The sequence below is a fragment of the Autumnicola musiva genome (genome assembly GCF_031846585.1).
Lineage (GTDB): Bacteria > Bacteroidota > Bacteroidia > Flavobacteriales > Flavobacteriaceae > Autumnicola > Autumnicola musiva.
Map to the genome: position 1 here is coordinate 137,274 of NZ_JAVRHK010000006.1, position 14,957 is coordinate 152,230.

At 38.1% G+C, this 14,957-nt stretch carries 15 protein-coding genes; 8 read left to right on the forward strand and 7 right to left on the reverse strand.

Annotated features, from left to right (window positions below):
- Window positions 1-20: 20 nt before the first annotated feature.
- A complete protein-coding gene (locus tag RM539_RS10125) occupies window positions 21-431 on the reverse strand; it encodes an OsmC family protein (RefSeq protein WP_311503280.1) in 411 nt (136 codons plus the stop codon).
- Window positions 432-570: 139 nt separating this feature from the next.
- On the reverse strand, window positions 571-1,002 hold the full coding sequence (locus RM539_RS10130; protein ID WP_311503281.1) for an FKBP-type peptidyl-prolyl cis-trans isomerase: 432 nt from the start codon (window positions 1,000-1,002) through the stop codon (window positions 571-573).
- 288 nt (window positions 1,003-1,290) lie between these two features.
- Here RM539_RS10130 and RM539_RS10135 point away from each other — a divergent pair, with 288 nt between their 5' ends.
- The 3 genes from RM539_RS10135 (at window position 1,291) to RM539_RS10145 (ending at window position 4,377) form a co-directional block, all read left to right on the forward strand.
- Window positions 1,291-2,754: a Gfo/Idh/MocA family protein gene (locus tag RM539_RS10135; protein ID WP_311503282.1), complete on the forward strand. Its 1,464-nt coding sequence runs from the start codon at window positions 1,291-1,293 to the stop codon at window positions 2,752-2,754.
- A 79-nt stretch (window positions 2,755-2,833) separates the two neighbouring features.
- Window positions 2,834-3,232, forward strand: coding sequence for a 3D domain-containing protein (locus RM539_RS10140; RefSeq protein WP_311503283.1), 399 nt, complete (start codon window positions 2,834-2,836; stop codon window positions 3,230-3,232).
- An 80-nt stretch (window positions 3,233-3,312) separates the two neighbouring features.
- Window positions 3,313-4,377 (forward strand): transporter substrate-binding domain-containing protein, encoded by a 1,065-nt coding sequence (locus RM539_RS10145; RefSeq protein ID WP_311503284.1) that lies wholly within the window; start codon window positions 3,313-3,315, stop codon window positions 4,375-4,377.
- On the opposite strand, the gene RM539_RS10150 is transcribed toward RM539_RS10145, so the two are convergent.
- Entirely contained in the window at window positions 4,378-4,512 is a 135-nt protein-coding gene (locus RM539_RS10150; protein ID WP_311503285.1) for a hypothetical protein, read from the reverse strand.
- Between the two features lie 141 nt (window positions 4,513-4,653).
- Here RM539_RS10150 and RM539_RS10155 point away from each other — a divergent pair, with 141 nt between their 5' ends.
- Together RM539_RS10155 and RM539_RS10160 are read left to right on the forward strand one after the other, a co-directional pair.
- A complete protein-coding gene (locus RM539_RS10155; RefSeq protein ID WP_311503286.1) occupies window positions 4,654-5,469 on the forward strand; it encodes a Vgb family protein in 816 nt (271 codons plus the stop codon).
- Between the two features lie 17 nt (window positions 5,470-5,486).
- Window positions 5,487-5,639, forward strand: a complete 153-nt coding sequence (locus RM539_RS10160) for a hypothetical protein (protein WP_311503287.1) — start codon at window positions 5,487-5,489, stop codon at window positions 5,637-5,639.
- Window positions 5,640-5,641: 2 nt separating this feature from the next.
- Here RM539_RS10160 and RM539_RS10165 read toward each other — a convergent pair whose 3' ends face one another.
- Entirely contained in the window at window positions 5,642-6,286 is a 645-nt protein-coding gene (locus tag RM539_RS10165; protein WP_311503288.1) for a hypothetical protein, read from the reverse strand.
- 99 nt (window positions 6,287-6,385) lie between these two features.
- Between RM539_RS10165 and RM539_RS10170 the strand changes: the two genes are divergently transcribed.
- Complete coding sequence (locus RM539_RS10170) at window positions 6,386-7,723, forward strand: aspartate kinase (RefSeq protein WP_432264623.1); 1,338 nt, start codon at window positions 6,386-6,388, stop codon at window positions 7,721-7,723.
- Window positions 7,724-7,785: 62 nt separating this feature from the next.
- On the opposite strand, the gene RM539_RS10175 is transcribed toward RM539_RS10170, so the two are convergent.
- Window positions 7,786-9,036, reverse strand: a complete 1,251-nt coding sequence (locus RM539_RS10175; RefSeq protein WP_311503290.1) for a glycosyltransferase — start codon at window positions 9,034-9,036, stop codon at window positions 7,786-7,788.
- A gap of 120 nt (window positions 9,037-9,156) precedes the next feature.
- Here RM539_RS10175 and RM539_RS10180 point away from each other — a divergent pair, with 120 nt between their 5' ends.
- Both RM539_RS10180 and gndA read left to right on the forward strand, forming a co-directional pair.
- Window positions 9,157-9,663, forward strand: coding sequence for a GreA/GreB family elongation factor (locus tag RM539_RS10180; RefSeq protein ID WP_311503291.1), 507 nt, complete (start codon window positions 9,157-9,159; stop codon window positions 9,661-9,663).
- A 5-nt stretch (window positions 9,664-9,668) separates the two neighbouring features.
- Window positions 9,669-11,576: an NADP-dependent phosphogluconate dehydrogenase gene (gene gndA, locus RM539_RS10185; protein WP_311503292.1), complete on the forward strand. Its 1,908-nt coding sequence runs from the start codon at window positions 9,669-9,671 to the stop codon at window positions 11,574-11,576.
- Between the two features lie 254 nt (window positions 11,577-11,830).
- On the opposite strand, the gene RM539_RS10190 is transcribed toward gndA, so the two are convergent.
- The gene (locus RM539_RS10190) at window positions 11,831-14,425 is read right to left on the reverse strand and encodes a hypothetical protein (RefSeq protein ID WP_311503293.1); all 2,595 of its coding nucleotides are present in this window, start codon (window positions 14,423-14,425) and stop codon (window positions 11,831-11,833) included.
- A gap of 15 nt (window positions 14,426-14,440) precedes the next feature.
- Window positions 14,441-14,947 carry a DUF4402 domain-containing protein gene (locus RM539_RS10195; protein ID WP_311503294.1) on the reverse strand — a complete coding sequence of 169 codons (507 nt, stop codon included), beginning with the start codon at window positions 14,945-14,947 and terminating at the stop codon, window positions 14,441-14,443.
- Window positions 14,948-14,957 lie beyond the last annotated feature (10 nt).

A 14,957-nucleotide genomic window follows, 5' to 3' on the forward strand; every position in this document is an offset into this window, starting at 1 on the left:
CAGCTTCAGTTCCGGAGCTTTCATATAAGAGTAGAGGATACGGTAATTTCTGTCTTTAACAGTTTAGAAACAGGGCAGTTTTCTTTTGCTTTATTTACCAGCTCCTCAAATTTATCTTTTTCAATGTTCGGTACAGTTGCTTCTAAAATTAGATGGGATCTTGAAATTTCTCCATTTTCAAAAGTAATTTCGCTGTTGGTCTCCAACTTATCGGCGGTAAAACCTTCTTCTGCAAGGAAAGCAGATAATTGCATAGAAAAACATCCGGAATGTGCTGCACCAATTAATTCTTCAGGGTTAGTTCCTTTTCCGTCTTCAAAGCGTGTTTTATAGGAATACTGTGTCTCCCCGAGTACTCCGCTTTCTGTAGATAGAGTTCCTCTGCCTTCTTTAAGGTTACCTTTCCAAACTGCTGTGGCTTTTCGTTTCATAATATATATTTTTTGATTTATCTTAAGGTAAAAAGACCTTTGATTAAATTCAAATAATTATAAAAAACTTAACCATCATTAATAAAGAAAGCCCGGCATTTAATGCCGGGCTTTTCATTATAAATATAAGGTGTATCCTCTATTTTATCTCTACAACTTCCAGATCAAATACAAGATCTTTTCCTGCAAGAGGGTGATTCCCATCTACCACTATAGTATCATCTTTCACGTCTTTTACCACGAGGTTCATTTCCTTACCGTCAGGACTTTTGGAAACTAATCCCATACCAACTTCAGGCTTAATATCTTCAGGTAATTGATTTTTTTGCACTTCCTGAACAAGTTCCTCTCTTGGTTCTCCGTAAGCTTCTTCTTTCGGAATATTTATGGTCTTTTTTTCGTTCACTTCCATGTCGATAAGGCCTTTTTCAAAACCTGGAATCAACTGCCCCTGACCAAGAGTGAATTGGATAGGTTCTCCTCTTTCTACAGAGCTGTCAAATACCTGTCCGTCAGTTAATTTTCCAGTGTAATGTACCTTTACCGTGTCATTCTGTTTTACTTGACTCATAGTTTTATTTTACAATTATAAAATTGGCTTCTCGTTAATTTTCAGCCATTTAATTTTGCAAAGTTACATTTATATGAGGGACTTCCAAACTGAGCGGTTGGTTATGCCCTGATATTGAGAAAGATTAACCTTTTTCTATAATTTCAGATCATATTTTAACAAATTGATCTTTTAATTTTATATATTACTATAAATAATCCAACTTCATAAGCTTTTAAACCAGTCTTGCGGTTAATTTATTATGATGTTTTGCTCACATTCAGATTTATAGTAATAGTATCCAGTAGCATGATAAAAAAAGAAACCCCTGATTCTAACTCCAGAAGGAAATTTATTAAAAGTACTGCCCTTGCAACCGCAGGCATAAGTATAGTTCCCAGGCACGTTTTGGGAGGTCCGGGATTTCTTGCTCCCAGTGATAAATTAATTGTTGCCGGAATTGGAGTGGGAGGAAAAGGTGAAAGTGATATTCATAATTTTGCAAAAACCGGCAAAGCTGAAATTGGCTTTCTTTGTGATGTAGATAATAGAAGAGCTGCTAATTCTATCGCGCGTTTTCCAAAAGCCAAATTTTATAAGGATTACCGGGAAATGCTGGATAAAGAAGCTAAGAATTTTGATGCAGTTTCCATTTCAACTCCCGATCATAACCATGCGGTACAAACCATGGCCGCTATGAATTTAGGAAAACATGTTTTCGTACAAAAACCTTTAACTCACGATATATATGAAGCACGGATGCTTACCGAAGGGGCTAAAAGAAATAAAGTGGTAACCCAAATGGGGAACCAGGGAGCTTCGGGTGATGGCGTGCGAAAATTGCAGGAATGGTATAAGGCAGATTTAATTGGTAAGGTACACAGTGTTTATGTTTGGACAGATCGCCCCGTATGGCCACAGGGAATCCCCTGGCCCGAAGAAGGTAATGCTGCAGTTCCAAAGGAACTGGATTGGGATCTATGGTTAGGAACAGCTCCTTATAAAGAATACATTAGCGGACTTGTTCCCTTTAACTGGCGCGGCTGGTGGGACTACGGTACTGGTGCCTTAGGAGATATGGGGTGTCACCTTATTGAGCCTGCCTACAGCGTACTGGATCTAAAATATCCCAAGGATGTGCAATGCAGTGTGGGAAGTGTTTATGTTGATGAATTCCAGAGAGGGTATTTTCCTGAAAGTTGCCCTCCTTCCAGCCATGTTACCATGACTTTCCCTGAAAGTGAAAAAACCGAAGGCGAGCTTAAGTTACATTGGATGGATGGAGGCATCCAACCTACACGTCCGGAAGAATTAGGGCCGAATGAAACATTTGGAGATGGTGGCAATGGAGTCTTATTTATTGGTACCAAAGGAAAGATGATGTGTAGTACATATGGAAGAAACCCACGCTTAATACCTACTTCAAGAATGGAAGAAGTTAATGTTCCCGAAACCATAGCACGTGTTCCCGGTGGGGAAGATGGTCATTACGGGCAATGGATAGAAGCTGCCATAGCCGGATATGGCAACAAGAAAGTCAGTTCTCCCTTTGAAATAGCAGGGCCATTAACTGAAACATTATTAATTGCCAATCTGGCCATAAGGGGAGTGGATATCAGAAATGAGCAGAAGAACGATAATGGAGATATATCTTATACTTATCCCGGTAGAAATATTCAAATGATCTGGGATGCCAGGAAAATGCGTGTAACCAATCTGGAAGAAGCAAATAGATATGTAAAACGGGATTACCGCGAAGGCTGGACCTTGTAAATTATCAATTATGTATAGGCTGAAAAACCTTTTAAGGATTTATAGTATAAGCTCATTAAGGGTTTTACTCTGGATACTTATGATTATTTTTTTAGCTTGTGATTCAAAGAAGAACCGTCAGCCGGATGTAAATTGGGATACTCTTAATGTCACTGTTTCGGCATATAATTCTCTTCATTACCAGGCAGAAGGTGATCCCAATATAACTGCCTGGGGAGATACATTAAAACCCGGCACCAAAGCAATTGCAGTTTCCAGGGATCTTATAAAAAAAGGTCTTGACTACAATACAAGGGTGAAAATTGAAGGTTTTAACGGAGAATTTTTAGTCAAAGATAAAATGCATTATCGCTGGAAAAATAAAATCGATATATACATGGGTAAAAATGTAAAGAAAGCCCGGAACTTTGGTCGTAAAAAGCTTGAAATTATCTACGTGGTAGAAAATGACAGCCTTTCCGAAAAGGTAACAAAATAACAACTCCGAAATAAAAATTTAGATTAAGAGGGATTTTTGTTATTTTACCTGCTTAACATCAGCAAAAGCAGCATCTTCTTATGAAATTTTATTTCCCGGTATTAAGTTTAATCTTCATCTACTTTTCTTCATTTGCCGGCGTACAGGATTCAGTACAAATTCCGCAGAAACTAAGCATAGGAATTACTGAAGCACCGCCTTTTATCTATTCCGAAAATGGTGGATATTCAGGATTAAGTATTTCTTCGTGGGAACTGGTAAATGATAAACTGAACAAAGACTACGAGTTCAAATCATACAATTCCCTTACCGACCTTTTAAATGCCATACAAAATAAGGAAGTGGATTTTAGTATTAATCCTATTACCGTTACTGATAACAGGATGAAGATAATGGATTTTTCACAGCCGTACTTCATTTCCAATACCGGTATAGCGAAAAGAAAAGAGTCTCATATATGGAGTTATATTGGAAATATTCTGAGTTGGAATTTTATTTCTGCTATTCTTATTCTGGTAGGGGTTATTTTTATTTTCGGTTTTCTTGTTTGGATTTTTGAACGGAAACATAACCAGGAAGAATTTGGGAATAGCCCTCGTGGCATTATGGAAGGTTTTTGGTGGAGTGCAGTTACAATGACCACCGTAGGATATGGCGATAAATCACCACGAACCACAGGGGGCCGCATAATTGGTTTTATATGGATGTTTATGGCCATAATCATGATTTCAAGTTTAACGGCTGGAATTGCTTCTTCGCTTACGATAAGCACCATGAATGATGAGATTTCCTCTGTTCAGGATCTTGATAAATTTGAAGTAACCACTGTTTCTAATTCCAGTTCACAGGAATTTCTCGAGCTTTATAATATTGAAAGTGCGCTTGTACTTTCAGAAGAAGAGGGAATCAATGCGGTTCTAAACAAAGAAACTTCTCTTTTTGTTTATGATGTGCCAATGCTGAAGTATAAGATTAATGAGAGAAATCTTCAGGATGAAGTTGAAGTCCTGGAGAAAACCCTTAAGAAAGATTACTATAGTTATAGCTTTCCAAAAGATTCACCACTGCTGAAGGAGATAAATCCTACATTGGTAAGTATATTAAAAACGATGGAATGGAACGTACTGGTTGAAGATTATAAATAACTATGAACCAAGCCCGAGGTATCCCAGCAAAATCCACAATATTATAAAAACAACTATAATTCCTATACACCCGCAGCCGCCGCCAAATTTTTTGGCACCCCATCCGGCAAGAATTGCCCTGATAATATTTTTCATGAAGTTTATTTTCAGATAAAATTAAACAAGAAAATCACCGGAAGTTATTCTTTAGCAAAACTTTACCTAAAAATTTCTGATAAGCTCCTTTTTCAGTATATTAACATTAAAAATAATATGTCAACTTGTAGAATTTTTTTAATGCTTCTTTTTTGTGGAACAATCAGCTTAGCGCAGGAAGACAGGGCACAACTGATTAAAAAGGAAGAAGGCTTCAGCCATCCGGAATCGATTATACAGCATCCTTCCGGTTCTTTTTGGTATGTATCGAATATGGCTGGTAATACTAAAGGTGATGGATTTATTTCCCGACTCAATAAAGACGGTAAAATAGAAACACTAAAGTGGATAACAGGTTTGGAAGATCCAAAAGGTTTGCTTTTTCATAAGGGGCAGCTTTATGTGAGTAATAATACCGAGTTTATTCAAATAGATGCTGAAAGTGGCGAAATAACCGATATTTTTGAAGTGGAAGGAGCTAAATCACTTAATGATGTTACCCTGGGAGAAAATGATAATATTTATATTTCTGATATGGGAAAAAACAGCATTTATGTTTTTGATCCTGAAGAAGGTGAAGTATCGGAATGGCTTAATTCTGATGAACTTAAGGACCCGAATGGTGTTTTAATGGTAGATAATATGTTATATGTGGGATCCTGGGGAAATGAAGAACCTGGAAATTTAAACGTGATTAATCCTGATGATAAAACCATAGAACAGGTAACTACAGGCGGGATAGGAAATGTAGATGGCCTTCAGAAAATTGACGGGAATTCCTTTTATGTATCCGACTGGGGTACAGGAAGAATTTTTAAAGTAAACAGGCAGGGGGAGAAAGAGTTAATATTGACTGCCGAAAAAAGTTCCGGGGATATTTTATATATTGAAGACCGAAATCAGCTGGTATTGCCAATGAACTTGCAAAATGCCATCTGGTGGTATCAATTAAACTAATAAATTATCCATTAATTATGGAAAACACGAACAAACACAACCACAGTACGGAGGATTATATCGTAGAAGATAATAAGAAGACCAAATTTGGAGGTACTTTTATCGCTATAGTGCTTATCATTTTAATAGCTGCCGTAGCCATAACCGGAGTATTTTTTGATTTCTGGTAAATTTATATTTTAATCTCATTCATAAGCAGGAAAGCCTTATTCACAAACTCCTTTTCAAGAAAAATTGTAAAATAGTTAGAGGTAGAAATCATTTCAAACACCGGAATGCCTTCATAGGCTAATAATTTAAATATGTAGAAATACATCCCGACCGTTTTTGAACTGTTCTGCGGAAGAGCAATCGTAATTGAAGATAATTCATTCTTAACCGAAACTCTAATTTCACTTCTAAAGCAATCTTCAACCAAATCTGTAAGAGAGGAGGAAACGAGAATATTGCTTTCCTGATAATTGCTGGAGTAGTTAAGGTAAACACCTGTTTTATCTTTTACTGCTTCCAGTAGGCGTGCTTTATTGGCAATGATACTGTTTGAATTAAGAAAGGTATATTCTGTAACACCTGAGCGTACCACAATATCTCCAAGGTTGCGGAGCGCATTCATGTTCACCTTACTACGCTTTGGTGCATAACGGCGCAATGCCATAATTATGGATCCCTGTTTAACAGACTTCCGCATTTCTGTTTCAACCTGTGGCTGGATATCGGCGGCAAGCCCGCTAAAGTTAATAATATCCCTCGCCATGGCATCATCAAGAAATGGCTGATGCTTTATAATATTGTGAACGCAGGTGGTAATAGTCTTCATGTTAAATATTATACAATTTGTACGAATATATGTAAAATGTGTCGTTTTCTTGGGGAACGAGCCCGGAAAAACTAATTATGCATCACTAATTTTTTGATGATGAGAATATTAAAATTCGGAGGAACTTCTGTAGGCGCTGTAGAAAGCATAAGAAATGTAAAAAATATAGTTCTTTCCCAACCGGGAGAAAAAATTTTGGTTCTTTCGGCGATGGCAGGGGTTACCAATGAACTGGTCAAAATTTCTGATTTGATGAAAGCCGGAAATTTAGGTGAGATTTCTAAAGTAATTGATGATCTTCGGTTAAAGCATGAATTAGCAATTAATGAGCTTATCCAGAATAACCAAATTAAACAGGAGACCAATCTTCGGTTAAATAAAATTTTCGGTGAACTTGAAAATACTACCAAAAAAACACATTCCGAAACTGTATATTCTGAAATTGTCACTTTTGGGGAAACAATCTTAACCATCATTTTCTCTCAATTTCTCAAAAGTGAGGGTATTAATAATCAATGGCTGGATGCAAAAGAATTCATGTATGTGAGCAATCTTGAGAATCCGGACACGAGAAGAGTGGGAGAGTTATTTGAAGAAGTTACTTCAGCTAAAGACCAGAGCGATATTTACATTACCCAGGGCTTTGTTTGCATTAATAAAAATAATCAAATAAGTACTCTTAAAAGAGGAGGAAGCGATTACACGGCCACCATTTTAGGCGCTTCAATTAATGCTAAAGAAGTACAGATATGGACAGATATTGATGGTTTTCATAATAATGACCCCCGCTATGTGGAAAATACACACCGAATATCAGAACTGAGTTTTGAAGAAGCTGCGGAACTGGCTTATTTCGGTGCAAAAATTTTGCATCCTCAAACCATATCTCCCGTAATGGATAAAAATATTCCTATTTATCTTAAAAATACTTTCACTCCAGAATCCAGTGGGACACGTATTTCACCTGAGGTAAGGCATAAAGGATTAAAGGCTATTTCAGCAAAAGATGGTATAACAGCGATTAAAATCAAATCTAACCGAATGTTGATGGCCCACGGTTTCCTTCGAAAAATTTTTGATGTTTTTGACAATTATGAAACTGCCATAGACATGATTACAACTTCTGAGATTGCTATTTCGCTCACTATTGATGATGATCGTAATTTAAATGAAATTTTAGCAGAACTGGATTCTTATGCAGAAATTACTGTTGAAAAAAATCATAGTATAATTTGCGTGGTGGGAGAATCTGTAATAGAAGATAAGCACACCTACAGGCTTTTTGAACTTTTAAATGACATTCCTGTAAGGATGATTTCTTATGGAGGAAGTAGTAATAATATTTCACTTCTTGTAGATACTGAAAATAAAATAGCCACACTTAGAAAACTGAATGAAAAACTTTTTAGTACCTCCTTAATATCTGAAACAGCTTAAACATTCTGTTAGCGAGCATTTTTAATGAATGTTCATTTTTGTGTAGTGAAAAACCGTCGGCATTAGTCGGCGGTTTTCCTGTTTTTTTCCTCTATAAACCTTGACATAAAATAAGTGCTTTTATGAAGGTGATGCTTCAGCATGGCCCCCGTAAAATTCTTTCTTCTATGCTGAAGTAGATTTTTATTTAATTCATTTATTTTCCCAATTAATTCCTGTTCAAAAATTTGTTTTGAAAACCGCTGATTAATAATGGAAAAACCATTTCTCTGTGCTTTTATCCATTGCTTTTCATTTTGATATAAACCAACAGCTTTCTCAGCAAAATCTTTCGTTTTATTTTCAATAAAGCCGTTCCAGGGAAAATTACCGGCTATTCCTTCAGCACCCACAGAAGTGGTTACAGAAGGAGTTCCACATTGCATGGCATCTATAAATTTACCTTTTAAGCCCGCGCCAAATTGAAGAGGGGCAAGACATATTTTGGCATTTTTCATTACTTCATATGCATTTTCTGCACGTCCCTTTACTAAAAATCCCGAAGCTTTATGATGAAGGTCCAGTACTTTTTGCGTAGGATAAGCACCGTAGATATGAAGTTCAGCTTTTGGCAGTTTTTGCCTTATGAGCGGCCAGATTTCTTTTTTTAATTGAAGCACAGCGTTCCAGTTAGGTTCGTGTTTAAAATTACCAATGCTCAAAAAATGACTCCTGGAATTAAAATCAGGCAAATTCTTTATTTCTTCTTCAGAAATACCTTCTAAAAAAAACGGCAGATACAGCAGCAGGTTTTTATCAATTTTGAAGTCAGTGATAAGTAAATCCATCTCCACTTCAGAAATAATTAGGGAAAGGTCGCACCTGTAGATTGCGGCTATTTCCCTTTTTGTAAGATCGGAATCAAAAAATATTTCTTCAGGCAAAATTTGTCTTTTCCAGGCCTGCATTCTTGCGTCTCTTAGGAAATGAAGGTCTTCGGTGTCTAAAATTTTCAGTGCCTCAGGACAAATTTTATCTACCCGCCAACCAAATTGTTCCTCCATCATAAAACGGTCAAAAAGCACAATTTGAGGCTTTATTTTCATCAGAAAATCATCAAAAGAAGGATCATTCAATTTGATGTTTTTCGTAGCAATGCCCATCTTCTTCAAATTGGCCATAAAAGGAGTGGGTACTGCTGTGGTGGCAAAGACAATTGAATAGTTTTCTGCTAAAAAGAAGTCCAGAAGCTGCATCATTCGGCTTCCCGCGGCAGAAGAAGCAGGCTCGGGCCAGACATAGCCAACAACAAGCAGATTTTTTTGATTCGACATGAAGAATAAAAGTTATGGTGTAAAATTAACCATTTCTTTCGTCCTCTGAAATTCCGGAGGTTTTCAGATTTTCTCTTAGGCAAAATTTGAGTAACTTGTTAAATAGATAATTAAAATCACATGAGCAGAGGATTTGTAAAAGAAGAAGACCAGGAAGAAGCACCTATTATACCTCCAAGAGCGGCATTGCCCGCAGGTGTAACCAATTATGTAACACCTGCGGGATTGCAACAATTACTGGATGAGAAAAATGAACTGGAACAAAACAGGGCTTCGCTTGAAATTGAGGATGATACGGAAAAGAGACGGAGCCAGGCTTTAATTGATGGTAAATTAAATCTTCTGAAAGAGCGGATTAATTCTGCACGCGTACTGGAACCTGGTGAACAGGTGCAGGACGAGGTGCGCTTTGGAGCGGAAGTAGCGTTTTTAGACCTGGATAAAAATCAGGAACAAAAATTTCAGATTGTAGGAGTGGATGAGGCAGATGTGAAAAAGCAGAAAATTGCTTTTGTTGCTCCTATTGCCCGAGCCTTAACCGGTAAAAGGCTGGGGGACACGGTAACTTTTAAATTAGGCGCTGAATTAAGAAAATTAAAAATACAGAAGGTTAATTATAATCAGTAAAAGTTATGCAGGTTTATATTGTAATGGGAGTTTCGGGAGTGGGCAAAACCACCATAGGAAAACTTTTGGCAGAAGAATTAGGTTTAAAATTTTATGATGCCGATGATTTTCATCCCGGTATTAACCGTGAGAAAATGAAGAATGGAATTGCGCTAAAAGATGAGGATCGTGAAGAATGGCTGGAGACCCTTGCTTCAAACATTCTGGAATGGGAAAAAAATAGTGGCGCTGTTTTAGCTTGTTCTGCTTTAAAGGAAGAGTATAGGAAGCAGCTTCAATCGGTTCCCAAACAAAATATCACATGGATTTTTCTTCACAGTGAATATGATGTTATTCATAAAAGACTTTCAGCCAGGAAAGACCATTACTTTAAACCTGAATTGCTAAGATCCCAATTTGATACCCTTGAAATGCCCAAGTATGGTTTTCATATAAATGTAGATGGTTCCGTTGAAGAAATTATGGCGGCCATTCTTGCAAAGCTGCAGGGAAACAGTAAAGCTCCTGTTGGCCTGGTTGGCCTGGGAGTTATGGGTAAAAGTCTGGCTATAAACCTGGCAACTAAAGGAGTTGATGTTTCTGTGTTTAACCGGCATGTGGAAGAGCTGGAGGTAGATATTGCTAAAAATTTTGCTGCAGAAAACAAGTCCATTTACGATTTTCCCTGGTTTGATAATATGGAAAAATTTATGACCAGTTTGGAACGGCCCCGTAATATTATTCTGATGGTAAATGCCGGCCCTGCCGTAGATTTGGTTATAGAAAGTTTACAGCCGTTTTTAAATGAAGACGATCTTATTATAGATGGTGGAAACTCCCATTATAAAGATACTATCAGGAGAGAAAAAGAATTGAAAAAACAAGGTATCTTATTTATGGGAGCCGGTATTTCGGGTGGGGAAGAAGGAGCCAGGAAGGGACCTTCCATTATGCCCGGTGGGTCAGATGAAGCCTATAATCGTGTGGGAGGCATATTAGAAACCATTGCTGCCCGTGATAAAAATGGTGATCCCTGCTGTACTCATGTGGGACCTAACGGAGCAGGACATTTTGTGAAAATGCTGCATAATGGTGTAGAATATGGAGAAATGCAGTTGATTTCAGAAGCTTATCACCTCTTGAGATTTGGCGCAAAAGCCTCTCCGGAAGAAATAGCTTCAATTTTTGAAAACTGGAACAGGGATATGAAAAGTTTTCTTCTTGAAATATCCGTAGATATTCTTAGAAAGAGAGAAGACAATGGCTTTCTTATAGACAAAATCCTTGATGCTGCCAAACAAAAAGGAACAGGTGGTTGGTCTACAAACGCTGCCCTGGAACTGGGTGTACCTTTAGATACCATTACCGCGGCTGTACTTGCCAGGAACATTTCCGGAAAAAAGCAGGAAAGAACGCAAGCCGTGGAAATGTATGGGAACAATCAACAAGCTTTCACCTCTGTAGAAGAAATTTCAGAAGGATTATTCAATGCTTTTAAAGCCGGCAGTATTATTAACCACGCCATAGGTTTTGATCTACTTTTGGAAGCTTCAAAAAGCTATAACTGGAATCTTAACTTATCTGAAATTGCCCGTATCTGGACCAATGGCTGTATTATCAGGTCGCAATTAATGGAGGAACTTATTGAATTACTAAAACATTCTCCGTCTAAAAACCTCTTGATGAATAAAGAAATATCAAAGCGGATAAAAGAATACCAGCCGCATTTAAACCAGATTGTAGGAAATGCCATAAATGCAGGTTTCCCCATGCCGTTAATGTCTTCTGCAGTAAATTACCTGCATAGTTTCACTTCTGCCCAATCTTCAGCAAATATGATACAGGCGCAGAGGGATTATTTTGGCGCTCATACTTATGAACGAACTGATAAAGCCCGGGGAGAATTTTTTCACACAGATTGGCTGGATAATTAATGGATATCCAACTAATCTCTGCAGTATTAACAGGTATTGTGCTACTACTTTTTTCTTATTCTGAAGCTAAAGATTCAGGCTTTTCTTTCATTGCTAATTGTATGGTGATTACTGGATTTGCGGTAGCCGAAAGAGGTCTTGCAGTAAAGTAATCTTGTTTTTGTCTCGAAACTATGGGAGCTAAGTGGTTTTGCTTCTGTCTTAAAAACTCAAGATGAAGTCTCTAAAATTCAGTTTTTAGCATAATGTAAATTTTACTGCGTATCCGATTTTTCTAAAATAAATTCCAGTGAATCCACAATATCGCCGTATTCATCAACCTGTATTTCAAAAGCTTTTTCTTCGGGTGATGCCTTATAACCCAGTTTTTCTAATTGTTCAGTGTCAATTTTTGCAGTATAATCTCCTGGTTTTAATCCCAGATAGGTAAAATAACCGTCTCCTTCACTAAGTATCCGGGCAGCACGATTACCTTTTTCATCAAAAATATTTATAATTATTCTTCCCTGTCCTTCAATATTACTTCCCTGCTTTAAATAAACCATTCCTGCCACTTCTCCCATTATTTCCACCGGTACCTGAATTTCAGTAAACTGATTGGGAATAGTAGTTACCCTGATTTTTGGATTGGGAATTTTCCATGCAATATTATCCAGACTGGTCGGATCAATTTCCAGTAGAATATCTATGTAAGGCTGTAGTTCGCTAATACGTAGAATAGTCCTGTCTTCATTGTATGAAAGCATACCGGGATTTTTAAGTTTCATCCCCGGGACACCAGGTTCCATAGGATCTTTAATTCCGTTCCTATTATAATCCAGGAATGGGAGAATAGTTAGTGCGGCTTTAGAAATGGCGGTACGATGACTTGCAATCACGTGCCCGGTATTATCATCCAGCATAAAGCTGCCCCGCGCCGATTGTACATAAGAAGTATTTTTGTTGCCTATACGCGAATTAAGGGATGTCTGTGCAAAATTGAAGGTGTACCTTAAACCGATTTCAAAAATATGTGCATCACTAATAAAATTGCTCTCATAAGCCATGTTTACAAACCCACCTTGAAATACAGGCCGCTCTGCTTCCAAAATAGCATTATTCACCTGCTGCCTGCTAAAATCGTACTGGAGCTGTGGAGAAAGTAAGATCTGATAGGGCAGGCGGTAGGTTTGCGACAAGGTACTGTAAACAGTTGGATCTTTAGTCCTGTCGTTATAGATCCCATAGGTAGTGAAATTAGTGCTGATACCCATTACTGCACCGGACAACAGGAGCTGGGCCGTGGTAAATTCAGTTGCCGGCATAATTATCTGGTTGATACTAAACCTGCTGAACAGGGAAAATCTTTTGGTACGGATAGGAGCAGAAAAACTTATTTTCCGCTCTTCCAGATAATTATAATTTATCGCTGTCTGGTCTTCATGGTACTTTGCGTAATTCAAATCTATCTGAAGGTTTCTGGGAGCCTGATAGCTTAATATTCCTTCTCCTTTTACACCATACATGTATTCTCCGGAAAAAAGCAGGTTAGGGGCCAGGCGCATGGAGGAACTTATAAATGGCATTATCTCACCACTCTGTACTTCAGATAGATATTCGGCACCACCTCCAATAGTGATCCCGTTACTTAATCCATAATTAAGATCTAGCCGTGAAAACCGCCTGTTATCTTCATCTTCTACCACTCCCGCGCTAAGTGTGTATTCCAGTTCTTCCTTAGGAACAAAATTATAAGGAATATTTATCACCCGCTCTTCTATACGTTCCTCTCCCCATGGGCCATAAAATCGAAGGCTCACGGCTGTACTTCCATACATCAGCGGAACTTCAAAAGTATAAAAACCGGAAGCGTCAGCTTCAGTAAAATTAATCAGTACATTATTTACATACAGCTCCACCGTCCAGCGCGGTTCAGTATAATCACTTAAAATATAGCTCCCAAAAGACCTGCGGTTCTGCATTGGTGTGTTGCTCACCTGCACCCCGGCCACGGGAGCAAAAAGCGAAGAAGTAGCCCTGGTAAAAATTCGTCCAACAGAGACTTGTTTGAAAATTTTGTTAGTGTTATTAATATACCGCCACTGGTAGAACTGGTTTCGGGAATCAAAAGGAACCCTGGTGGAGTAATTTAACAGCAGGTTAGTCTCCCCACCAAGAAACATCGTACCAAGCCCAAGAGTAAACCTGTTGTCGTTTTCCAGGTTCTCCTGTTGAGTGGTAACTACACCCCAATCCAATGTTCCCGCTTTTAAAAAGGGATAATTTCGTGCAATACTGGTGTCGGGTTTAATTACTCCTGTAACCTGGTCCAGGTTCTCCCTCATTTTTTGAAGTCTCATTTCTTTAATGGCGGGAAGTTCAAGATCGGTTTCCAGCTTTACAGAGAGACTTCGGAAAGAAAAACTAGTGTTTAAACCAAAGATTTCACCAAAATAATCTGAATTGAGATATAACCCGGTAGGAGACTCAATAAAGTCTGAAGCGGAAACCGGATAAACTTTATTTCTGAAGTATATCTCTGCAGTTTCAGGATTTATTTGGTAGGTAGAATCCGGATGGATAATAAATCCGGAAATTTTACCATTCCGTATTTCGTTTTTTACCTTCAGATAATCAAAAAGCTGTCTTACCGGTAAAAATGCTTCCTGCTCTTTTATGGTAATAGGAATTTCGATAACTCCCATTTTTGCAATATTGATCTCTACAGTCAATTCATCATATTCAGGAAATACCTCCTGTGCTTTAAGATTAGGAATATTCAATAGCAAGAACAGCAGCATTAAAATTAATGCAGTTCGCTTTTTTGTCTTTAGTTCAAAAAATAAGAAGCCGGGGAAACTACCTTCCATTAATTGAAGTTCTTATTATTCGTGATTAAAAATCAAGGTGAATGTGCCATTATAACGGCCGGGAACTGCTGCAGCCTGATTGCTTATTCGCAGCATCCCACCTACAAAAACCGAATTAACGGCTGGTGGATTTACAGTGGTGATAAAGAGATTTCCGGTACTAAAACTATTTATATCCAGGTAAATCTCGCCGCCATTGGAGCCGGTAAGTTTAACGTTACCTGGTGCATTTATCTGGATAATAGTTCCGGGATTTGCCATAACATCAAAAAGGGCAGGAGAAGGAGTTTCTCCCAGGTGAAGCAGGTATATATTTCCGGTACGGGTACGATTGCCATCTGGAGTTACGGTTATAGTACCGCCGTTTGGTCCAACGGTAAAAGCTCCAAAATTGAGAAACTGGGAGGTGTTCACTTCCACGCTTACGGGAATTGGCGGATTTTCCTGTGCAGAAAGTCTGGCCACCCCGGATAGGAGCGAAATCAGCAAAGAAAACCTCAATAATAGGCCAGGAATGTGCATAAATGTTTTC